Source organism: Burkholderia sp. CpTa8-5 (assembly GCF_017815045.1).
In the GTDB taxonomy this organism is placed as follows: Bacteria; Pseudomonadota; Gammaproteobacteria; order Burkholderiales; family Burkholderiaceae; genus Burkholderia; species Burkholderia sola.
The window spans coordinates 240,319-260,342 of the sequence record NZ_JAGIQD010000007.1 but is presented as its reverse complement, the minus strand read 5'-3'; the positions used below and the strand labels follow the sequence as shown (position 1 = coordinate 260,342).

Here is a 20,024-nt window from a genome sequence, read left to right as displayed (position 1 = left end):
CCGAAGGGACGTTACTCAAACCTCTATGAATACTGTTCAAGACCTGTCGATCATTTCCCTCGTCCTCAACGCGAGCGTGCTGGCCCAGGCCGTGATGGGGCTGCTGCTGCTGCTGTCGCTGATGTCGTGGACCTTCATCTTCCGCAAGTGGTTCGCGATCCGCCGCGCGCGCGCGCAGACCGAACGCTTCGAGAAGGATTTCTGGTCGGGCGGCGACCTGCAGGCGCTGTATCAAAGCGCGGCCAACAACCGCCACACGATCGGTGCGCTCGAGCGGATCTTCGAATCCGGGATGCGCGAATTCCTGAAGGCGAAGGAAAAGCGCCTCAGCGATCCGGGCCTCGTGCTCGACGGTGCGCGCCGCGCGATGCGCGCGTCGTTCCAGCGTGAAATGGACGTGCTCGAAGCCAATCTCGCGTTCCTCGCGTCGGTCGGCTCGGTCAGCCCGTACATCGGTCTGTTCGGCACGGTCTGGGGGATCATGAATTCGTTCCGCGGCCTCGCGAACGTGCAGCAGGCCACGCTCGCGAATGTCGCGCCGGGCATCGCCGAGGCGCTCGTCGCCACCGCGATCGGCCTGTTCGCCGCGATTCCGGCGGTGGTCGCGTACAACCGCTACGCGCACGACATCGACCGCCTCGCGATCCGCTTCGAGACCTTCATCGAAGAGTTCTCGAACATCCTGCAGCGTCAGGCCCAGTAAGGAGCGCGCCATGGCAGGAAGTCCCATTCGATCCAGCATGCGCGGCGGCCGCTCGCGCCGCGCGATGGCCGACATCAACGTCGTGCCGTACATCGACGTGATGCTGGTGCTGCTCGTGATCTTCATGGTCACCGCACCGCTCGTCGCGCCGTCGATCATCAACCTGCCGACCGTCGGCAATGCCGCGCCGCAGGAGCAGACGCCGCCCGTCGTCGTCAACATCAAGGCCGACCGCACGATGAGCGTCAAGTACAAGGGCGACTCGGGCGCGACGCAGGAAGACACGATGACGAAGGCCGAGCTCGACAGCTTCATCACGGCCCGGCAGGCCGATCACCCCGACCAGCCGGTCGTGATCGCAGCCGACAAGACCGTGCAGTACGATGCCGTCATGACCGTGATGTCCGATCTGAAGGCGCGCGGCGTCAAGCGCGTCGGCCTCCTCGTCAAATCGCAATGAACCGGCAGCAATCCACGCGCAGGTCCGCCTACCCGCTCCAGCCTCCCCGGGAGCGCGGGACGTGGCGCGCGTTCGCGCTCGCCGCGCTGATGCACGTGCTGCTCGCGCTGTTCCTCTATCACGGCGTGCAGTGGCAGAACAGTACGCCGGCCGGCGCCGAGGCCGAGCTGTGGACCGAAGTGCCCGACGTCCCCGCGCCGCGGCCCGTCGTCACGCCCACGCCGCCCGCGAAGGTCGCTCCGCCCCCTCCGCCGGTGCGCGACGAGCAGGCCGACATCGCGCTGCAGCAGAAGAAGCGTCAGCAGGAAGCGGCCGCGCGCGCGGCGCAGCTCGAGCAGCAGCGCCGCGCGCAGCAACTGAAGGCCCAGCAGGAAGAGGAAGCCCGGCGCGCGCAGCTCGCCGCGCAACAGGCCGCCGCGCTCGCCGCCCAGAAAGCCGCGGAACGCGACAAACAGAAGCAGGCCGACAAGCTCAAGCAACAGCAGCTCGCCGAGCAGCAGAAGCTCGAACAGCAGAAACTCGAGCAGCAAAAGCAGGCGCAGCTCGAAGCGCAGCAGGCGGCGAAGGCGAAAGCCGACGCAGCCGCGAAGGCCAAGGCGGAAGCCCAGGCCAAGGCGAAGGCCGAAGCCGCGGCGCGCGCGAAGGCCAATGCGGCGGCGAACGCGAAGCTGGACCGCGAGCGCAGCGCGCGCCTCGCGCAGATGCAGGGGCTGTCGGGCGCCGGCGAAGGCGGTGGCGACGGCCTCGCGAAAAGCGGCACCGGCACGGGCTCCGGCGGCAATGCCGCGACGCCCGGCTATGCCGACAAGGTGCGCCGCCGCGTCAAGCCGAACATCGTTTGGGGCGGCGAACGGGCAGGCCTGACCACCGTCGTCAAGATTCGGTGCACGCCGTCCGGTGACGTATTGAGCGCATCGGTCTCCCGCTCGAGCGGGAATTCGGGGTGGGATCAAGCCGTGGTCAATGCGATCCACGCATCGGTCCCGTTGCCGCCCGATTCTAACGGTCGGACCCCGTCCGACATTACGATTACCTTCAAGGCAGCGGAGTGAAACGAAATGCGCTTACACTCCGGGCGTCGCTGTCGGACGGGAACGAATCGGGTATTTTTACTGTCTCTGCGGTTGCGCAGCGATCCAAGCCATACGGGAAGCAAGAAGCATGAGTTTGATGACAAAGCTAGGTTTCAGGGCACTCGTGGCCTCGTGTCTGATCACGGCGGGCAGCGCCGCTAACGCCCAGGTCAACGTGCTGATCACCGGCGTCGGGTCGACCCAGTTCCCCATTGCCACCGCGAATTTCACGAACGAGGCGAACCTGCCGCAGCAGGTCACGTCGATCGTGCGCGCCGACCTCGCCCGCAGCGGCAAATTCACCAACATCGACGCCGGCAGCACGCCCGTGCCCGAGACCGCATCGGTCGATCTCGGCGCATGGAAGGCCAAGGGCGCGAATGCGTTCGTCGCCGGCAGCGTGAACCGCGACGCGAACGGCCAGTACAAGGTCAACTTCATCCTGTACGACACCGTGAAGCAGCAAAGCCTCGGCGGCCTGTCGCTGACGGCCACCGACACCACGCTGCGCACGGCCGGCCACAAGATCGCCGACTACATCTACCAGAAGCTGCTCGGCGTGCGCGGCGTGTTCGCCACGCGCCTGTCGTACGTGATCAAGACCGGCAACCGCTACCAGTTGCAGATTTCGGATTCGGACGGCCAGAACGCGCGCATCGCGCTGTCGAGCACCGAACCGATCATCTCGCCGGCGTGGTCGCCGAGCGGCACGAAGGTCGCGTACGTGTCGTTCGAGCGCAAGAAGCCGATCGTCTACATCCACGACCTGCCGACCGGCCGCCGCTACATGGTCTCCGACCAGAAGGGCAACAACAGCGCACCGGCGTGGTCGCCGGACAGCAACACGCTCGCCGTCGCGCTGTCGCTGACGGGCAATACGCAAATCTATACGGTCAACGCGAACGGCGGCGGCCTGCGCCGTCTCACGCAGAGCAGCTCGATCGACACCGAGCCGTTCTACTCGCCGGACGGCCGCTGGATCTACTTCACGAGCGACCGCGGCGGTGCGCCGCAAATCTACCGGATGCCCGCACAGGGTGAGAGCGCCGGCGCCGCGCAGCGCGTGACCTTCACCGGCAGCTACAACACGAGCCCGCGCGTGAGCCCGGACGGCAAGCTGCTCGCTTACATCTCCCGCACGGGTGGGGGCTTCAAGCTGTACGTTCAGGATCTGCAGAGTGGCGCGGCGAACGCCATCACGAATACCAATCGCGACGAATCGCCGAGCTTCGCGGCAAACGGCCAGTACCTTCTGTACGCCACCCAGTCGGGTGGCCGCAACGTGCTGGCTGCAGTGCCCTCCGACGGCAGCGCGCCGCCGCAGATCCTGTCCGTCCAGGGCGGCTCCGTTCGCGAGCCGTCGTGGGGGCCCTTCATGCAATGACCACAAGGAGAGTAACCATGATGTCGAATAAAGCTCGTCTGGCCCTGGCCGTGATGATGATCAGCGCGCTTGCAGCGTGCAAGTCGGGCGTGAAGCTCGACGACAAGGCGAACAACGCGGGCGCAATCGGCACGCAGCCGAGCGCCGACAACGTCGCGCAAGTGAACGTCGATCCGCTGAACGACCCGAACAGCCCGCTCGCGAAGCGCAGCATCTACTTCGACTTCGACAGCTATTCGGTGAAGGACGAGTACCAGCCGCTGATGCAGCAGCACGCGCAGTACCTGAAGAGCCACCCGCAGCGCCACGTGCTGATCCAGGGCAACACCGACGAACGCGGCACGAGCGAGTACAACCTCGCGCTGGGCCAGAAGCGTGCGGAAGCCGTCCGCCGTGCGATGGCCCTGCTCGGCGTGAACGACTCGCAAATGGAAGCCGTGAGCCTCGGCAAGGAAAAGCCGCAGGCAACGGGTCACGACGAAGCATCGTGGGCGCAGAACCGTCGCGCCGACCTCGTCTACCAACAGTAAGTAACGGAAGAATCGCCGTATGACGCACCGTTCAACCTGGCTGCGCGTTGCCGCAGCATTCTGCGTCGCGGGCGCGGCGTGGTCGGCCGCGCCGGCGCACGCCGGCATGTTCGACGACAACGAAGCACGCCGTGCCGTGCTCGATCTGCGCAGCAAGAGCGACAACCTGTCGAGCCAGTTGTCGGCCGCCCAGCGTACGATCCTCGATCAATCCGGCCGTATCGACCAGCTGAACCAGCAGGTCGCGACGCTGCGCGGCGAGAACGAGGATCTGACGAACCGGCTGACGACGCTCGAGCGGCAGCAGAAGGAGTACTACCAGGATCTCGACACGCGGCTCAAGAAGTTCGAGCCGCAGCAGGCGACGATCGATGGTGTCGAAGGCACCGTGCAGCCGGGTGAAACGGATGCGCTCAGCGCGGCGCAGCAGCAGTTCCGCAACGGCAACTTCAAGGCGGCGGCGGCTTCGTTCCGCGCGTTCATCGCGAAGTATCCGCAGAGCCCCTATCAGCCGACCGCGCAGTACTGGTACGGCAACGCGCAATACGCGCTGCGCGACTACCGTGGTTCGACCGCGACGTGGCAAGGGATCGTCAGCAAGTTCCCGCAACACCCGCGGGCGGCCGACGCCCTCGTGGCGATCGGCACGAACCAGCTCGAACAAGGCCAGAAGGCGGCCGCGAAGAAGACGTTCGAGCAGGTCGTGTCGCAGTACGCCGGCTCGAACGCGGCGCAGACGGCGCAGGGCAAGCTCGAAACCATCAAATAATTATCGTGACGGGTTGTTGACAGCCCTGTAACCCGTCGCTATAATCTTTTGCTCTTTAGGTCGTTGCCCAGGTTGTTGAAGCAACGAACCGACAGGTTTCAAGAACGTGGGGTGGTAACTCAGTTGGTTAGAGTATCTGACTTTTAATCAGAGAGTCGAGGGTTCGAGTCCCTCCCACCCTACCAACTATCTTCGATAGTGTAAAAAAGCCTCCCTTGCGGAGGCTTTTTTGCGTCTGTCGCCGCACCGTTCGAGCAGAATTCCCGACGATGCTCGTCACACACTCGGCCGCGCGCAACCTGAGCCCGACCGATCACCGCGCACTCACGTCCCGCAGTACCGCACCATATCCGGCATACAGATTGCCGTCGGGCAGCAACCGCAATTGCGCGAGTTGCCGATGCACGACCGGCAAGTTATGGAACGGCATCCGCGTGAACAGATGATGTTCGATATGGAAATGAATCGCATGCGGGCCGAACAGGAACGTCTGCCATGAACGCCGGACGATCGTGCGTGCGTTGCGGCTTTGATCGGCGCCGGCCGGCAACCCCGCGTGCTCGAAGATCGCGCGCACCTGCCCGGCGAACGGCAACAAGGTGACGGACGGCACGATCCACAACGCGACGTACAGCAGCGGATGTCCGGCCAGCGCGAGCGCGCCGAACAGCGCGCCGTTGCCGGCCAGCATCGACGCGATCTCCCACGCCGCATACGCACGCGATTTTTCGACCTTCGGCAACGCATGCGCGAACGCGCCGCGCGCGAGCTTCACGACGCTCGTCACGTAACCGACGCCGCACGCATACGCGAGCAGGCGGACGATCAATCGCCCGCGCGTCGCCGGATAGTCGTGCACGCCGAACAGCAGCGCGACGGGGTCGTCCGCTTGCATCGGCGCGCGATGGTGCTTCAGATGGCCCGCCCGATACGTGCGCAGCGACAGCCATAGCGGGCCGGCCGCGAGCAGTTGCCCGAGCACGTCGTTGACGCGCCGGTTCCGTGCAAGCAACCCGTGCGCCCCTTCGTGCATCATGACCGCGAGCGCGAGCTGGCTGCGCGCGATCACGATCGCCGCGCACGCGTAGGCCAGCGGATGCGCAAACGCGATCGCAGCGGCAAACGCGGCGGCAATCATCAGCCAGTCACCCGCCAGCGCCATGCCGACACGCGCCGCGCTCACGCGAAACAGCCCCGGATCGGGCACGAACCGGGCGAGCCCGGCGTTCGGTCCGGCGCGGTGAACGTGCGCCTCCGTCATGCGAGCCTCCTGCGCGGCAAACGCCGCTCGACCCACAGCGCACTGACCGCCGCGAGCACGAACCCACCCAGCACGTCCGCGACCGTATGCTGCTTGAGCGTCAGCGTCGACGCGCAGATCAGCAGCCCGATCGCCGCCGCGACGATCCGGCGCCGGTCCACCAGCATCCGGCACGCGAGACACGTCACCGCGACATGCAGGCTCGGGAAGCCGTTGGCCGCAAGATCGAGCGCCCACATGCGCGCCAGACGCCGACGCACGAATGCATTGCCGATCTCGGCGATGTCGGGCCGCGGCACGGCTTCCGGAAACATCAGGAAGCAGGCCACGCCGAGCACGAACGCGATCAGCACGGCGTCCCTGAACGCGGCGAACGCGGACGGTCGCGCGTACGCGGCGAGCGCAATCACGAACGGAAAGAACGCGACATAGACGAACCACGACCATGCGATGAACGGAATCCGCGCATCGATCGCCGTGGCCAGCACGTAGCGCGGCGTGACGCCGCGCTCCAGCAGAAAGAAGATCGCGAGGCCCGCGACCAGGCCGAATGTCGCGGCCAGCATCTGCCGGACATCGGGCCGGCGATCGTCCTGAAACATGCGCGTATTCATCGCGGCGCTGGTGCCTCGCATCGGGTTGCCGCGTCGGCCGCTCGCGCATGCGGACCCAGCGCGAGGAGGTGCGATGTCCACGCGTCGACACGCGCACGCGCATGCTCGCGGCCCGCTCGCGTCCCCGCCGGCGTACCGGGATCGCGCATCAGTTCGATCGACGCCTGCCCGACCTCGCGCCGGAATGCCGCCGCATCGCCCCGCCATGTGACCACGCGGTGCACGAGTTGCAGCCGTGCCGCGCGCGCGGCGTTGCTCGCCTGTTCGGGCTGATCGGTCTGCACGAGCAGGATCGGACGGCGATACACGCGCGCAATCGACAACGCGGCCATGCCGGGCGCCGACACGATCAACGGCGCATGCGCGGCGCGCGTCGGCCAGTCGGCGTCGACGCCGGTCCAGCCGTCGTGTCCGGCGTAGCCCTCGCCCACGCGGTGGGCGGCGAGCCCCGCGTCGCGCATGCCGGCCGACAACGCATCGGCGAGCGCGACGTCGCGAAAGTGCGGATTCAGATAAACGGCCGCCGCAACGCGTTCGTGCGCCGGCCGTTCGGCGACGATCGGCACCGGCGTCGGCAGCCGGCGATGCCGGTGCGAGCGCGGCGCATCGTCGGCGAAGCCGTACGCGAAATCGTGCTCGATACGGCCCAGCGCCGCATCGATCTGCCAGTCGACGATCCGCGCGAAAGCGCGCGCCAGCACGCGCGGCAGTCGTGCATCGAAATTCGCGGTCAACGCGCGGCGCAGGCTGCCGCCATACACGTGGACGACGCGACGCCGCCAGCCCGGCACCGCCCCCATGAACAGCAGCGCCGGATGAAACGAGTCGTTGACCACGAGATCCGCATCGCGAACGATCGCACGCAGCCGCACGATGTCGCGCAGCATGCGGGTCGGCCTGAACACGTAGTGCGCGACATTGCGATCGGTCGCGTCGCGCAGCATGTTCTGCCGCTCGTCGAACTGCACCGCGTAGTGCCGCGACAACACGTCCGCGTCGATGCCGAACGCGGCGAGAAATGCCTGCCCGGCGTCGGACGTCGTCAGCACGTCGACCTGCGCGCCGGCCGCGCGCAACGCATGCACGAGCAGTTGCGCGCGCATCAGATGGCCGCGCGCGTCGGCGGTCGCGAGATAGACGATGCGCGGCATCATGCGCGCGGACGAAGCGACTGGAGCCAGCCGGCCGCGACCATCGCCAGCGCGCCCGTCACGCCGAAACCGGCTTCGATCGCGCGGATCTCGTCCAGCAACGCGGCGAGCGACGCGGCCTCGGACGGCTCGACGAGGCGGCGCAGCGTATCGGCGCAAAGCCGGACGTGGCGCGTCTCGTCGGCGAGCACGCGCGACAGCAACGGATACAGCGGATGCGTGTCGCCGATCGTCGCGCAGTGGCGCGCGAGCACGCGCATTGCCATCTGTTCCGCGCACAGGCCGGTCGCATACGCGGGCACGAGTACGCCTTGCGCGAAATGCGGCGCGTAGCGCTGCGCCAGACGCCGCCATCGCACGATCTTTCGCCGGCTCAGCCAGTCGGGTTCGTGCGGGCCGGTCGACACGTCGACGCCGCGCCGGCGCAACGCATCGGCAAATGCGGCCGCGTGGCGGCGCTCGTCCGCGAGATGCTGGTCGATGCGCGGCGCGAGCCAGTCCGGCGGCTGTCCGGTCCAGTCCTCGTGCAGCGCGCACTCGGTCGCTTCTTCGCCGATCAGGTACATGCGCAGCATCCAGCGCTCGCCATGCATGCTGCGATGCAGTTGCCGGATCGCCGCCCGCTTGATGCGATCGACGAGATACGCGCGCATCCGCGCCGTACCGCGTGGCACGGGCGCATCGAGACAATCGAAGCGCTCGCCGTGCCCGGCCTGCGACGACACCGGCAATTCGCTTGCCGCGGTCATGCCGGCTCGCCCCGCGCGGATGAAGATGGCGTCGCGGCAGCCGCCGGATCGCGACGCCAGCCGAGGATCAGGCCGACGAAGCTTTCCTGCATGAACGCATGCGCGGAGGCTACCGCGCCCGCGAACGCTTCCTCGCGGCCATTCACGCGCAGATAGCCGCTGCCGTCGCGCGCGCCGAACTCGATCCGGTCGTTCTTCCGAAAGCCGCGCTCGCGCACGTCCTTCACGAGTGCGCTGCCATCGAGGCCGAACAGGAACAGCTCGCGCTGTGCGACCCACACCGGAATGCGATTGCTCAGCGCGTCGAAGCGGATCGACCACGTGCCGGACGCGAGCGCGCGATCGACGTCGGCATCGTGCGGCGCGTTCGACGTGAAGCTCGCGCGCGCGACCGCCTTCGTCAGGCCGCCGACACCGAGCGCGATCGTGATGTCGTCCGCCAGCGGCTGCTTCGGATCGGTCGCACTCACCTTCACGAGATGGCGCGCCAGCCGCGAGGCGAGCGACGGATGCGCGAACAGCGCAAGCGTTTCGTCCGGCGTGAGCACGTCGCGCTCACGATCGCCGTCCTTCACGCGCACACGATACGGATCGATCCGCACATCGGTGAACGAGCCGTGCACGGGCGCATGGACGTACACGTCGCGGTCCCATTTCCGGCCGTCGCGACGCAGCAGAACGTGCACGCTCAACGGCACGCGCCGCCCGTCGGCATCGACGCCCGTGCCTTGCAGCAGCACGTCGCCGAGCACGTCCTTCGTGCGGCGGTTCGCATCGCTCGAGAAGACGATCGCATGCGCATCGGTGTCGATGCTCGCGTGACCGTCGGGCGCATCGAGCGCGATGCGATTGCAGTCCGACGCGGCCGCATTCGCGAACGGGCAGCCGCTTCGCGACATGAAGTGATAAATCCCGCGCCCCGCATGATCGACCGGTGCGGCATGGGCGCCGACGCTGGCGGCAAGCAGGGCGAGACAGGCAATGCGAGTGGCGAGTGAGGGCATGGTCGTCGTCGGAACAGAATCAGGATGTCGAAGTGTCGTGGCCGCGAGGCGCGGCGCCGTTTCAATGACGGTGATAGGACAGCGCATCGAGATCGCGCCGGGTCGATGCGCGTCCCGTGAGCCCGAAACCGCGCGCGAGCGCGCCGAGCGTATCGACGGCGGACGCGGCGATCGTGACGCCGGCAGCCGCGAGATAGCGCGCGGCGCCCAGTCGCGGCAACTGCTGGCGATCGAGCGCGCGCAGGCTGTAGCCGAGCCGCATCGCCATCACGCAGAACGGGCCGAGCGGGCCGCTGCGGCCGAGCCACTGCCATCGACGCGGCAGGTACGCGTGCACGAGATACGGCGTCAACCCGACGCTGTCCTCGCCGCGCATCCAGCGCAGCTTCAGCGACTCGCGATGCGTGTCCGGCAGCCGATGCTCGGTATGCGCGGCCGGCGCGAATTCGACGGCCACGCCGGCCGCCTGCATCCGCAGCCCCATCACCTGGCAATGCGCGCGATAGACGCCGTCGAGCGGCTCGTAGCGGAACTGCGCGAACACGTCACGCCGGAACGCGACGTTGTTCGCGTAGAAGTTGCGCGTCGCGCCATCACGCAGCGGGCTCGGGAAATACATGAAATCGATCGACGTCAGCGCGATGCCGAGCACGTTGGGCGCGTAGCTGGTCCGCCCCGCCACCGCGACGGGCGCGTCGCCCGCGTCGCGCGCGAACGGCGCGAGCAGGTGCTCGAGCCAGTCGTCGGCCGGCCGGCAATCGGCATCGCCGAATACGACGATGTCGCAGCAATCGGCATCGACGCGATCGAAGCCGTCGTTCTTCGCATCGTAGTAGCCGGTGCTCGCGCCGATCTCGACGAAGTCGATCGGGCGGTCGGCCAGCGCGGCGATTTCCGCGCACGCGTCGGCGGGCAGGCCGTCGTGCGTGATGATCCATTGCGCAAGGGCGGCCGGCGGCACGGTCTGTTTCGACAGCGCCGCCACCAGGCGTTTCAGGCTGCCGACGGCCTGCGCAAGGCCCGCGCCGCCGCGCAGGTTGTTGGTCTCCAGCACAAGCGCGGCCCGCGCGGCTACGGAACGGGCGGTCGCGTGCGTCCGCGCTGCGGTGTCGGTCAGGTTCGGCATCCGGAATATCTCCATCGTCATGCGCGACGGCATGGACAAAACGAAAGGACGGCGGGCCTGCGGCACGCCGGCGAATGCGGGCGGCGCGGACATCGTCGCGCAGCGGGCGGCCTCGGCGGGCGCCCGCTGCGCGTGCCGTCACTCCTGGATCGACGGCGCGGAATCGGCGTCGGTATAGCGCGGCTTCGCGTTCTGCAAGTCGCGCGTGTTCTTCTGCACGGCCACCGAGCCGAACAGCGCGAGCACGAACGACATCGCGTAAAAGCCCTTTTCGCTCAATTGCAGCGTCGCGTTGAAGAGACCGACGATCAGGAGCGCGATCGACAGCAGCAGCGCGATCCAGCTGAGGCCGTAGTAGATGCCGGTGACGGGAATGCCTTCGGCGCGGTCGCGCACGCTCTTCTGCAGCGAGATCGCCGCATAGAGGCCGAACACCAGCACGGTGAAGTAGTAACCCTTCTCGTTGAGCTGCATGCCGGCGTTCCAGAGCCCGATCAGGAAGGCCGCGAAACCGGCGATCAGCGCGGCCCACGATGCGGCCACGAACGCGAACGACGGCTGCTGGATGGTGGTCTGGTTCATTGCGTTGCCCTCTCTTTCTTGTTGTTCGAAATCGTTGTCATTGACCTGCGTTTTGCGCATGGTAGCAGCTTTGGCGCGCGTCACGACGGCCCCGCCGCGCATTCGCCGCAAGCGCGAGCCGCGGTTGATGCAATGCATCCGTGAGACGATTGCGCTGAAAATTGACACCCTGACGTATCCACACTCTCCTCGACAGCGATCAGAATAGCGTTGCATCGCCCGAGATCGCGGCGCCCGCCGCCCTCCTCACTCTTCTCGACAAGGACGCATCATGCTGAACTGGAACGAATACCGGAAGGAACTCTCGACGCGTATCGGCGACATCGCCAAGCTGTCGCCCGATACGCTGGCCGGCTACCAGGCGCTGGCCGGCGCCGGCGCCAAGACGGGCCATCTCGACGCGAAAACGCGCGAGCTGATCGCGCTCGCGGTGGCCGTCACGACGCGCTGCGACGGCTGTATCGCCGTGCATACGGCCGAAGCGGCCAAGCATGGCGCGACCAAGGAGGAAGTGGCGGAAGCGCTCGGCGTCGCGATCGCGTTGAATGCGGGCGCGGCGCTCGTCTATTCGGCGCGCGTGATGGACGCGCTCGGCGACTGAGCTGGCGCGGTGCGGCACGATCGTCGTGCCGCACCCCATTCATTGTTGCGTTGCGCTGCGTGGCGCCCGGCCGCCGGCTGGGCGATTGCGCATCGCGCGTACGGGCCTGCCATGTGTGACGAATGTGGCGACTCGCGTGGACGCGTAAGCGTCGCGGAGTCGGCTACCATGCGCGAACGATACATCGTGAAGGAGCGCTCCATGTGCCGCTGGCTCGCTTATACGGGTAATCCGATCCATCTGGAAACCGTGCTGTTCCGCGCGAAGCATTCGCTGATCGACCAGAGCCTGCATTCGGAGCTGGGCGCGACGACCACCAACGGCGACGGCTTCGGCATCGGCTGGTACGGGCATCCCGACGAACTTCCGTTCCGCTATCGCTCCGTGCATCCCGCCTGGAACGACCGCAACCTGCGCGAGGCCGCGCGTGCGATCCGCTCGCCGATGTTCATCGCGCACATTCGCGCGGCGACCGACACGCCCGTGCAGGAAACCAACTGCCATCCGTTCCGCCACGGCCGCTGGCTGTTCGCGCACAACGGGCTGATCCGCGACTTCCACAAGCTGCGCCGCGACCTGACGATGAAGGTCGATCCCGCGCTGTTCCCGACGCTCGAAGGCTCGACCGACTCCGAACTGATGTTCCGCCTCGCGCTGACGTACGGTCTCGAGCAGGCGCCGCTGCCGGCGCTCGAACGGATGGTCGGCGTGGTGGAGGAAACCGCCGCGCGGCATCGCGTCGCCGATCCGCTCAACATGACGATCTGCGCGACCGACGGCGAACGGATCGTCGCGGCGCGCTATTCGAGCGAACGGCAATCGCGCTCGCTGTTCCACAGCACGTCGTTCAAGCACCTGCACGCGCTGTATCCGCATAACCCGCGCATCGCGGAAGCCGGCGACGATGCGTTCATGGTCGTGTCGGAGCCGCTCGTCGACCTGCGCGGCGCGTGGGAGGAAGTGCCGGAGGGCATGGCGATCGTCGCGCACGGCGCCGATGTGCAGCAGCGGCCGTTCGGGCCGCGGCACAAATGACGTGCCGCAGTCCTGACGAAATCCAGCGTATTCAGGTAGCCGATACTTCAGCGCGACAGGGCAATCGCGGCGATCCGGCTTTCAACGGGGCCGGCGCTCGGTGCTGCCGACGCAATCGGAAGGGATGCCAATCGTCGCCCGGCAAATAAGGTCGGAAAACATGCCCTCGGATAATTCCCCAATTCGATAATAAGTGACAGAGACGCATCACAAAGCAGCCCGTGCTGGCTATTGCGATATTTCGCCGAATAAAAAATTAATACCCTTGTGACTTCATGTCGACCCCCGAATCCAGGTCGATAAATCGACATGCGGTCGAGAACCCTGTCGACCACGCACATTATTTCGAATCATTACAACGGGCCGGCAATCATTACCGGACGGACGCGGTGCGCACACCATCGCGCCGCTTGAAGGCAAGCGCTTATTCCCGATCAAAATATTCAACTTACCAATTTTTAAAGGCGCCGTTACAATTCGGCGACGAATGAATTCGCATCAATAATGTACGACGCCGTTACCGGCACATCGAATCCGAGATGACGCAAGATCGCCCCAATTCCCGCCCTGTCATGTCGACGGGCAATCAATCCGTGCTTTCCAGCATGAAGCAGGACCATGCGTTCGTGGTATGGCTCACCGGGGTGTCCGGTGCCGGTAAATCGACGCTGTCGAATCTTCTGAAGGAACAGCTCGATGCGCGCGGCCTTCGGACTTTTCTGCTGGACGGCGACCAGCTTCGCGAAGGATTGAACCAGGATCTCGGATTCAGCGACGCAGACCGCCACGAGAACATTCGTCGGACGGCCGAGGTCGCGCGCCTGATGGTGGCTGCCGGGCTCGTCGTCATCGTTGCGCTGATCTCGCCGTTTCGGGACGCACGCGCCAAAGCGCGCGCCCGCTTCCCGCAGGGCATGTTTTTCGAAGTCTTCGTCGACGTTGCGCTGGATGTGGCGGAAGCGCGCGACCCCAAAGGGCTCTATGCGCGGGCAAGGCAAGGGACGCTTCGGCAGTTCACCGGCATCGAATCGACCTATGAAAAACCGGTATCGCCCGACGTGCACGTCCGCACGGGCGAAGCAGGTCCGCGGGAATGCGTGCACGCGATCATGCAGAAATTGCCGTTGAACGGCTGATGCACGTCGTCGACCGTCGTCCGCTGCCCGTCGTGAACCTCCATCGCCGCGAACATCGCGCCATCGTCGGCCACCGCGGCGCGACCTGACCGAAAACCAGTCGACCTACATCCCGCTCGGCGCGACCCACCGGCTGACGAACCCCAGCACGATTCCGCTCGAACCGGTCGAAGTCCAGTCGGGCGCATATCTCGGCGAAGACGACATCGTCCGCTTCGAGGACACCTACGGGCGCGCAGCGCGGTGAGCGACGCTACACCGGCGCGCGCCACGACAGGCCGGACCTCGAACGGGCGGCACGCACCCACGTCCTGCCCGCTTTTCATTACGTCAACCAATGTCAGCCCGGTTGCCCGCGCTTCACAGGTCAGGTTATAAAAGCGCCTCCCATTCCGGCGCATGCGCCGCCCTTTTACCCTCGACTTCGGAGAACGCGTGATCGATCTCGCCACCGCCCAGCAATTCCTGATGACCCGCGGCCTCGACTTCGGCCTCAACCTCCTCGCCGCGATCGTGTTGTGGTTCGTCGGCCGCTGGGCGATCCGCATCGGTACCCGCCTGCTCGGCAAGGTCGTTCGCCGCAGCGGCAAGGTCGACCCGACGCTCACCGACTACCTGACCTCCGTCGTCGGCGTGCTGCTGACGATCCTGCTGATCCTCGCGATCCTGCAGATCTTCGGCGTACAGACGACCTCGTTCGCCGCGCTGCTCGCCGGCCTCGGTCTCGCGATCGGCACCGCCTGGGGCGGCCTGCTCGCGCATTTCGCCGCCGGCGTGTTCATGCAGGTGCTGCGCCCGTTCAAGATCGGCGACGTGATCAGCGCGGGCGGCGTCACGGGCACCGTGAAGGAGCTCGGCCTGTTCGGCACGACGATCATCACCGCCGACAACATCGTGACGATCGTCGGCAACAACAAGATCTTCTCGGACAACATCGCGAACTACAGCGCGACGCCGCACCGCCGCGTCGACCTGACCGCGAAGATCGCGCACAGCGTCGACGCGGCCGATGCGATCAACCGCCTGAAGACGCAGATCCAGCTGGTTCCGAACGTGCTGAAGGTACCGGCGCCGGACGTCGGCGTGCTGCAGTTCACGCCGGAAGGCCCGCTGCTGTTCGTGCGCCCGTCGACTCAGCCGGAGAACTACTGGCAGGTGTACTGCGACACCCACCGCGTGATTCTCGACACGTTCCGCGAAGCCGGCTATCCGACGCCCGAAACGCCGGTCTCGCAACGCAACGCGTGACGAAAGCAGCGGCCGAACCGCACGGACGAAAAAAAAGCGCGGCAGCCGTAAACTGCCACGCTTTTTCATTGCGCCGAAGCGCGCCGCGTCAGCGCCCGCCCGCCTTCGGCGTCCCGTCCGAGCGTCGCCCGCGCACGAGCTTCCATACCGCGCCGAGCGCGACCGGCACGATTGCCGCGCCGATCCCGACCAGCACGATCACGTTCAGGTACTGGCGGACGAACGGGATGTTGCCGAAGAAATAACCGAGCAGCACGAGCAGCAGCACCCACACCAGCGCGCCGATCACGTTGAACAACTGGAAGCGCCCGACGCTCATCGACGACGCCCCCGCGACGAACGGCGCGAACGTGCGCACGACCGGAATGAAGCGCGCGAGCACGATCGTCTTGCCGCCGTGCTTGTCGTAGAACGAGTGGGTCTTCTGCAGCGCGGCGCGATCGAGGAAGCGCTCGAGCACCGGGATATGCGTATTGAACACCTTCGGGCCGACCCAGCGGCCGATCAGGTAGTTCACGGTGTTGCCGGTAATCGCCGCGACGAGCAGCAGCACGATCAGCGCGCCGACGTTCATTTCGCCCGTCGCCGCGAACGCGCCGCCGATGAACAGCAGCGAATCGCCGGGCAGGAACGGGAACACGACGAGGCCCGTCTCGCAGAACACGATCAGAAACAGCACGAGATAGACCCACGCACCGTACTGCCGGATGAAATCGCCGAGGAAAGCGTCGATATGCAGGACAAGGTTGACGAAATGAAGCAGCGTATCCAAATGCGATTCCTCGAAGGCGATGGGGCCGGAACGGCCGGAACAGGCCAGACATGGCCGAGGCGGCCGCCAGCCAAGGCGGCGCGTGCAACGGGGTGATGATACCGAAACTACCTTAAGGCTCCGTGAAAAAACGTAACGGCCGGCCGCCCCGGCATGCGTTCGCGGCCTCGCTATAATTCGGCCATGTCCGATATCACCGAAACGGCCGCGGGCGCCGCGCCCGCCCCCGCCGCGCGCCCGCTGCGCGCGATCCAGCCCCTGCCCGACCAGCTGATCAGCCAGATCGCCGCCGGCGAGGTCGTCGAACGCCCGGCGTCGGTCGTCAAGGAACTGCTCGAGAACGCAATGGATGCCGGCGCAACGACGCTGCGCATCGTGCTGGAAGAAGGCGGCGTCAAGCGCATCTCGATCACCGACGACGGCTGCGGGATTCCGCCGGACGAACTGGCGCTCGCGCTGATGCGCCACGCGACCAGCAAGATCCGCTCGCTCGAGGAGCTCGAGGCGGTCGCGACGCTCGGTTTTCGCGGCGAAGCGCTCGCGTCGATCGCGTCGGTCGCCGAGATGTCGATCACGAGCCGGACGGCCGATGCCGCGCACGCGATGAAGATCGACGCGCAGACGGGCGTGCTGTCGCCCGCCGCCGGCTCGATCGGCACGACGATCGAGGTGCGCGAGCTGTACTTCAACACGCCCGCGCGACGCAAGTTCCTGAAGAGCGAGCAGACCGAATTCGGCCACTGCCTGGAAATGATCCGCCGCGCGGCGCTCGCGCGGCCGGACGTCGCGATCTCGGTGCTGCACAACGGCAAGGCCGTCGAGCACTGGAATGCGACCGAGCCCGCGCAGCGCGTCGCGAAGATCCTCGGCGACAGCTTCGCGACCGCACACCTGCCGCTCGACGAGCAGGCCGGCCCGCTCGCCGTGTACGGCTGCGCCGGCTTGCCGACCGCGAGCCGCGGGCGCGCCGACCAGCAGTATTTCTTCGTGAACGGCCGCTTCGTGCGCGACAAGCTGCTGACGCACGCGGTGCGTGCGGCCTACGAGGACGTGCTGCACGGCGACCGCTATCCGTCGTACGTGCTGTTCCTCGACCTGCCGCCCGAAGCCGTCGACGTGAACGTGCATCCGTCGAAGATCGAAGTGCGGTTCCGCGATTCGCGCTCGATCCACCAGTACGTGTTCCATGCGGTCCAGCGGGCGCTCGCGCGCCATGCGGGCGCGTCGCCGGAAACCACGGCGGGCGGCCATGCCGCGCATCTCGAACCCGCGCCGCGCGGGCCGTCGTCGTTCCTCGACACGCCGCTCGGCCAAAGCCCGGGCCACGCGACAGGCGGCAGCGGCGGAATCGGCGGCAGCGGCTTCTCGTCGTCGTCATCGTCATCGTCGTCCGGCAACACGTGGATGCGTCAGGCGCGGATGACGCAAGGCACGCTGCCCGTCGCGCAGCCGCTCGCGCTCTACGACGCGCTGTTCGGCCGCAAGGACAGCGGCGCGGGCACGCCGGACGGCACGACGCTCATCGCCCGCGATGCGGCCGATCCGGCCGACACACCGGTCGCGCCGCTGCCGGGCTTCGCCGCGTCGCCGCTCGCGGCCGGCGCGCACGACGACCAACCGCTCGGCTTCGCGCTCGGCCAGATCCACGGGATCTACGTGCTGGCACAGAACGCATACGGCCTCGTGATCGTCGACATGCACGCGGCGCACGAGCGGATCCTGTACGAGCAGTTCAAGAACGCGCTCGCCGACCGCACGGTCGCCGTGCAGTCGCTGCTGCTGCCGATCTCGATGACGGCCACGCCGGTCGAGATCGGCACGGTCGAGGAAGAACGCGACACGCTCGAATCGCTCGGCTTCGACCTTGCGGTGCTGTCGCCGACGACGCTCGCGATCCGCGCGGTGCCGGCGCTGCTGAAGGACGCCGACCTGCAATCGCTGGCGCGCGCGGTGCTCGCCGACCTGCACGCGTTCGGCGGCTCGCGCGTGCTCACCGAGCGCCAGCACGAACTGCTCGGCACGCTCGCGTGCCATCACGCGGTGCGCGCGAACCGGCGCCTGACGCTCGACGAAATGAACGCGCTGCTGCGCCAGATGGAGGCGACCGAGCGCGCGGACCAGTGCAATCACGGCCGGCCGACCTGGTATCAGCTCACGCTGAACGATCTCGACCGTCTCTTCATGCGCGGGCAATGAGCGCTGCTTCGCCCTCCCGTCCGACGACGATCGCCTGCCTGCTCGGCCCCACCGCTTCGGGGAAGACCGCCGCGGCGCTGGCGCTCGCCGCGCGCCGCCCGATCGAGATCGTCAGCGTCGATTCGGCGCTCGTCTACCGCGACATGGATATCGGTACCGCGAAACCGTCGCGCGACGAGCGCGCGCGCGTGCCGCATCACCTGATCGACATCATCGACCCGGCCGACGCGTATTCGGCTGCGGAATTCCGCGCGGACACGCTGCGCCTGATCGGCGAGATCGTCGCGCGCGGCCGCACGCCGTTGCTCGCGGGCGGCACGATGCTGTACTACAAGGCGCTGACGCAAGGGCTCAACGACCTGCCGGGCGCCGATCCGGAGGTCCGCGCGGCACTCGACGCCGACGCCGCGCGCGATGGCTGGCCCGCGCTGCACGCGCGGCTCGCGCAGGTCGACCCCGACACGGCCGCGCGGCTTGCGCCGAACGATTCGCAGCGGATCCAGCGTGCGCTCGAAATCTTCATGTTGAGCGGGCAGCCGATGTCGGCGCTGCTCGCCGCGCCGCGCCGCACGGACGATGCGGCCGCCGCATACCGCTTCGTGCCGGTCGCGCTCGAGCCGTCGGACCGCGCGGTACTGCACGCGCGGATCGCGCAGCGCTTCGACGCGATGCTCGACGCGGGCTTCATCGACGAAGTCGAACGGCTGCGCCGCCGCGACGATCTCCATCCCGACCTGCCGTCGATGCGTTGCGTCGGCTACCGGCAAGCATGGGAATTCCTCGACGGCGACACCGACTACCGGACGATGCGCGACAAGGGCATCTTCGCGACACGTCAGCTTTGCAAGCGCCAGATCACGTGGCTGCGCGCGATGCCGGAGCGGATCGTCGTCGATTGCATCGCGCCGGATTCGACGGCCCGCGCGCTCGACGCGCTTGAACGCGTCCTGGACGGTCGCACGCCGGGCTGACCACTCAGCCGGCCTGACGCGCCGCCAGGCGCGCGCGGGCGCCGTCGACGATCCACGCGATACCGCGCTCGAACGCTTCGTCGTCGCTGCGCTCGCGCAGCGCGGCCCAGCCTTTCGCGAACAACGGATACTCGGCCGCATCCGGCAGCGGCGCATCGGCACCTGCCCCCGGCCCCGCCTGCTCTTCCAGCACCCATCCGACCACGAAGCGGCCGATCGCGACCATCACGTCGACCGCCTCGTCCGGCGCGAACCCCGCGTCGCCCAGCAGCGCGACCTTGCGTTCGATCGAGCTGAAATGCAGCGCGCGCGGCCGCGTGCCGGCGTGCAGGCGCGCGCCGTCGCGGTAGGCCAGCAGCGCGCGGCGGAAACTGCGCGCATTCTCCGCGAGCCACGCATCCCACACGTCGCCCGGCCGCGGCAGCGACGCGCCGTGACGCTCGAGCATGATCGCCTCGGCCATCGCGTCGAGCAGCTCGGCCTTGTTCCTGAAATGCCAGTACAGCGTCGGCGACTGCACGCCGAGCCGTTCGGCGAGCCGCCGCGTCGACAGCCCGTCGATCCCCACCTCATTCAGCAAATCGAGCGCCGCGCGCAATACCGTGTCGCGCGTCAGCCGCGCGCCTGTGTCCTTCATCTCTATCACCGATAGGGAAACT

The 20,024-nt window shown here is 67.2% G+C and carries 21 protein-coding genes, 1 tRNA gene and 1 pseudogene; 14 read left to right on the top strand and 9 right to left on the bottom strand.

Features of this window, described 5'->3' with window-relative positions:
- The first annotated feature begins 25 nt into the window (after positions 1–25).
- The 7 genes from tolQ (at position 26) to J8I35_RS14035 (ending at position 5,104) form a co-directional block, all read left to right on the top strand.
- A complete protein-coding gene (tolQ, locus tag J8I35_RS14065; RefSeq protein ID WP_006476795.1) occupies positions 26–703 on the top strand; it encodes a protein TolQ in 678 nt (225 codons plus the stop codon).
- Between the two features lie 10 nt (positions 704–713).
- Entirely contained in the window at positions 714–1,163 is a 450-nt protein-coding gene (gene tolR / locus J8I35_RS14060) for a protein TolR (RefSeq protein ID WP_050011742.1), read from the top strand.
- Positions 1,160–2,215 carry a cell envelope integrity protein TolA gene (gene tolA / locus J8I35_RS14055; RefSeq protein ID WP_209925792.1) on the top strand — a complete coding sequence of 352 codons (1,056 nt, stop codon included), beginning with the start codon at positions 1,160–1,162 and terminating at the stop codon, positions 2,213–2,215. The genes tolR and tolA overlap by 4 nt, the downstream gene beginning before the upstream one ends.
- 109 nt (positions 2,216–2,324) lie before the next feature.
- Positions 2,325–3,620 (top strand): Tol-Pal system beta propeller repeat protein TolB, encoded by a 1,296-nt coding sequence (gene tolB / locus J8I35_RS14050; RefSeq protein ID WP_050011744.1) that lies wholly within the window; start codon positions 2,325–2,327, stop codon positions 3,618–3,620.
- A gap of 17 nt (positions 3,621–3,637) precedes the next feature.
- Positions 3,638–4,150 (top strand): peptidoglycan-associated lipoprotein Pal, encoded by a 513-nt coding sequence (gene pal, locus J8I35_RS14045; RefSeq protein WP_050011745.1) that lies wholly within the window; start codon positions 3,638–3,640, stop codon positions 4,148–4,150.
- A gap of 19 nt (positions 4,151–4,169) precedes the next feature.
- Positions 4,170–4,919, top strand: a complete 750-nt coding sequence (gene ybgF / locus J8I35_RS14040; protein ID WP_006484965.1) for a tol-pal system protein YbgF — start codon at positions 4,170–4,172, stop codon at positions 4,917–4,919.
- Between the two features lie 108 nt (positions 4,920–5,027).
- A tRNA-Lys gene (locus J8I35_RS14035) sits at positions 5,028–5,104 on the top strand.
- Positions 5,105–5,232: 128 nt separating this feature from the next.
- Here J8I35_RS14035 and J8I35_RS14030 read toward each other — a convergent pair.
- The 7 genes from J8I35_RS14030 to yiaA form a co-directional block, all read right to left on the bottom strand.
- Positions 5,233–6,180, bottom strand: a complete 948-nt coding sequence (locus J8I35_RS14030; protein ID WP_124555672.1) for a fatty acid desaturase family protein — start codon at positions 6,178–6,180, stop codon at positions 5,233–5,235.
- Complete coding sequence (locus J8I35_RS14025) at positions 6,177–6,794, bottom strand: phosphatase PAP2 family protein (protein ID WP_124555671.1); 618 nt, start codon at positions 6,792–6,794, stop codon at positions 6,177–6,179. The genes J8I35_RS14030 and J8I35_RS14025 overlap by 4 nt, the downstream gene beginning before the upstream one ends.
- The gene (locus tag J8I35_RS14020) at positions 6,791–7,948 is read right to left on the bottom strand and encodes a hypothetical protein (protein WP_050011748.1); all 1,158 of its coding nucleotides are present in this window, start codon (positions 7,946–7,948) and stop codon (positions 6,791–6,793) included. The genes J8I35_RS14025 and J8I35_RS14020 overlap by 4 nt, the downstream gene beginning before the upstream one ends.
- Positions 7,945–8,694, bottom strand: coding sequence for a hypothetical protein (locus J8I35_RS14015; protein WP_050011749.1), 750 nt, complete (start codon positions 8,692–8,694; stop codon positions 7,945–7,947). Before J8I35_RS14015 ends, J8I35_RS14020 begins: the two co-directional genes overlap by 4 nt.
- A complete protein-coding gene (locus J8I35_RS14010) occupies positions 8,691–9,698 on the bottom strand; it encodes a hypothetical protein (protein ID WP_209925791.1) in 1,008 nt (335 codons plus the stop codon). The genes J8I35_RS14015 and J8I35_RS14010 overlap by 4 nt, the downstream gene beginning before the upstream one ends.
- Before the next feature lie 61 nt (positions 9,699–9,759).
- Positions 9,760–10,824, bottom strand: a complete 1,065-nt coding sequence (locus tag J8I35_RS14005) for a glycosyltransferase family 2 protein (RefSeq protein ID WP_209925790.1) — start codon at positions 10,822–10,824, stop codon at positions 9,760–9,762.
- Between the two features lie 138 nt (positions 10,825–10,962).
- Positions 10,963–11,406, bottom strand: coding sequence for an inner membrane protein YiaA (gene yiaA, locus J8I35_RS14000; protein WP_050011812.1), 444 nt, complete (start codon positions 11,404–11,406; stop codon positions 10,963–10,965).
- 271 nt (positions 11,407–11,677) lie between these two features.
- Between yiaA and J8I35_RS13995 the strand changes: the two genes are divergently transcribed.
- From J8I35_RS13995 to J8I35_RS13975, 5 genes and pseudogenes are all read left to right on the top strand, one after another.
- Positions 11,678–12,007: a carboxymuconolactone decarboxylase family protein gene (locus tag J8I35_RS13995; RefSeq protein WP_027788276.1), complete on the top strand. Its 330-nt coding sequence runs from the start codon at positions 11,678–11,680 to the stop codon at positions 12,005–12,007.
- A gap of 201 nt (positions 12,008–12,208) precedes the next feature.
- Positions 12,209–13,042 (top strand): class II glutamine amidotransferase, encoded by an 834-nt coding sequence (locus tag J8I35_RS13990; RefSeq protein ID WP_050011751.1) that lies wholly within the window; start codon positions 12,209–12,211, stop codon positions 13,040–13,042.
- Positions 13,043–13,614: 572 nt separating this feature from the next.
- On the top strand, positions 13,615–14,178 hold the full coding sequence (cysC, locus tag J8I35_RS13985) for an adenylyl-sulfate kinase (protein ID WP_124555713.1): 564 nt from the start codon (positions 13,615–13,617) through the stop codon (positions 14,176–14,178).
- A gap of 85 nt (positions 14,179–14,263) precedes the next feature.
- Positions 14,264–14,425: pseudogene (locus tag J8I35_RS13980) on the top strand (mannose-1-phosphate guanylyltransferase/mannose-6-phosphate isomerase); the annotation flags it as partial.
- A 188-nt stretch (positions 14,426–14,613) separates the two neighbouring features.
- On the top strand, positions 14,614–15,426 hold the full coding sequence (locus J8I35_RS13975; RefSeq protein WP_050011753.1) for a mechanosensitive ion channel family protein: 813 nt from the start codon (positions 14,614–14,616) through the stop codon (positions 15,424–15,426).
- Between the two features lie 88 nt (positions 15,427–15,514).
- On the opposite strand, the gene J8I35_RS13970 is transcribed toward J8I35_RS13975, so the two are convergent.
- Complete coding sequence (locus J8I35_RS13970) at positions 15,515–16,198, bottom strand: DedA family protein (protein WP_050011754.1); 684 nt, start codon at positions 16,196–16,198, stop codon at positions 15,515–15,517.
- A gap of 183 nt (positions 16,199–16,381) precedes the next feature.
- Between J8I35_RS13970 and mutL the strand changes: the two genes are divergently transcribed.
- Entirely contained in the window at positions 16,382–18,394 is a 2,013-nt protein-coding gene (gene mutL / locus J8I35_RS13965; RefSeq protein WP_124637993.1) for a DNA mismatch repair endonuclease MutL, read from the top strand.
- Positions 18,391–19,365: a tRNA (adenosine(37)-N6)-dimethylallyltransferase MiaA gene (miaA, locus tag J8I35_RS13960; protein WP_050011756.1), complete on the top strand. Its 975-nt coding sequence runs from the start codon at positions 18,391–18,393 to the stop codon at positions 19,363–19,365. The genes mutL and miaA overlap by 4 nt, the downstream gene beginning before the upstream one ends.
- A gap of 4 nt (positions 19,366–19,369) precedes the next feature.
- On the opposite strand, the gene tetR is transcribed toward miaA, so the two are convergent.
- Positions 19,370–20,002 (bottom strand): tetracycline resistance transcriptional repressor TetR, encoded by a 633-nt coding sequence (gene tetR, locus J8I35_RS13955; protein WP_050011757.1) that lies wholly within the window; start codon positions 20,000–20,002, stop codon positions 19,370–19,372.
- Positions 20,003–20,024: the final 22 nt, after the last annotated feature.

Excerpts from the sequence above, each read along its gene's own strand:
- J8I35_RS13990 (WP_050011751.1), top strand. The coding sequence starts at position 12,209 with ATGTGCCGCTGGCTCGCTTATACGGGTAATCCGATCCATCTGGAAACC.
- J8I35_RS14030 (WP_124555672.1), bottom strand. The coding sequence starts at position 6,180 with ATGACGGAGGCGCACGTTCACCGCGCCGGACCGAACGCCGGGCTCGCC.
- tolR (WP_050011742.1), top strand. The coding sequence starts at position 714 with ATGGCAGGAAGTCCCATTCGATCCAGCATGCGCGGCGGCCGCTCGCGC.
- J8I35_RS14005 (WP_209925790.1), bottom strand. The coding sequence starts at position 10,824 with ATGCCGAACCTGACCGACACCGCAGCGCGGACGCACGCGACCGCCCGT.
- J8I35_RS14020 (WP_050011748.1), bottom strand. The coding sequence starts at position 7,948 with ATGATGCCGCGCATCGTCTATCTCGCGACCGCCGACGCGCGCGGCCAT.
- ybgF (WP_006484965.1), top strand. The coding sequence starts at position 4,170 with ATGACGCACCGTTCAACCTGGCTGCGCGTTGCCGCAGCATTCTGCGTC.
- J8I35_RS14015 (WP_050011749.1), bottom strand. The coding sequence starts at position 8,694 with ATGACCGCGGCAAGCGAATTGCCGGTGTCGTCGCAGGCCGGGCACGGC.
- tolQ (WP_006476795.1), top strand. The coding sequence starts at position 26 with ATGAATACTGTTCAAGACCTGTCGATCATTTCCCTCGTCCTCAACGCG.
- pal (WP_050011745.1), top strand. The coding sequence starts at position 3,638 with ATGATGTCGAATAAAGCTCGTCTGGCCCTGGCCGTGATGATGATCAGC.
- tetR (WP_050011757.1), bottom strand. The coding sequence starts at position 20,002 with ATGAAGGACACAGGCGCGCGGCTGACGCGCGACACGGTATTGCGCGCG.
- tolA (WP_209925792.1), top strand. The coding sequence starts at position 1,160 with ATGAACCGGCAGCAATCCACGCGCAGGTCCGCCTACCCGCTCCAGCCT.
- J8I35_RS14025 (WP_124555671.1), bottom strand. The coding sequence starts at position 6,794 with ATGAATACGCGCATGTTTCAGGACGATCGCCGGCCCGATGTCCGGCAG.
- tolB (WP_050011744.1), top strand. The coding sequence starts at position 2,325 with ATGAGTTTGATGACAAAGCTAGGTTTCAGGGCACTCGTGGCCTCGTGT.
- yiaA (WP_050011812.1), bottom strand. The coding sequence starts at position 11,406 with ATGAACCAGACCACCATCCAGCAGCCGTCGTTCGCGTTCGTGGCCGCA.
- J8I35_RS13995 (WP_027788276.1), top strand. The coding sequence starts at position 11,678 with ATGCTGAACTGGAACGAATACCGGAAGGAACTCTCGACGCGTATCGGC.
- cysC (WP_124555713.1), top strand. The coding sequence starts at position 13,615 with ATGTCGACGGGCAATCAATCCGTGCTTTCCAGCATGAAGCAGGACCAT.
- miaA (WP_050011756.1), top strand. The coding sequence starts at position 18,391 with ATGAGCGCTGCTTCGCCCTCCCGTCCGACGACGATCGCCTGCCTGCTC.
- mutL (WP_124637993.1), top strand. The coding sequence starts at position 16,382 with ATGTCCGATATCACCGAAACGGCCGCGGGCGCCGCGCCCGCCCCCGCC.
- J8I35_RS14010 (WP_209925791.1), bottom strand. The coding sequence starts at position 9,698 with ATGCCCTCACTCGCCACTCGCATTGCCTGTCTCGCCCTGCTTGCCGCC.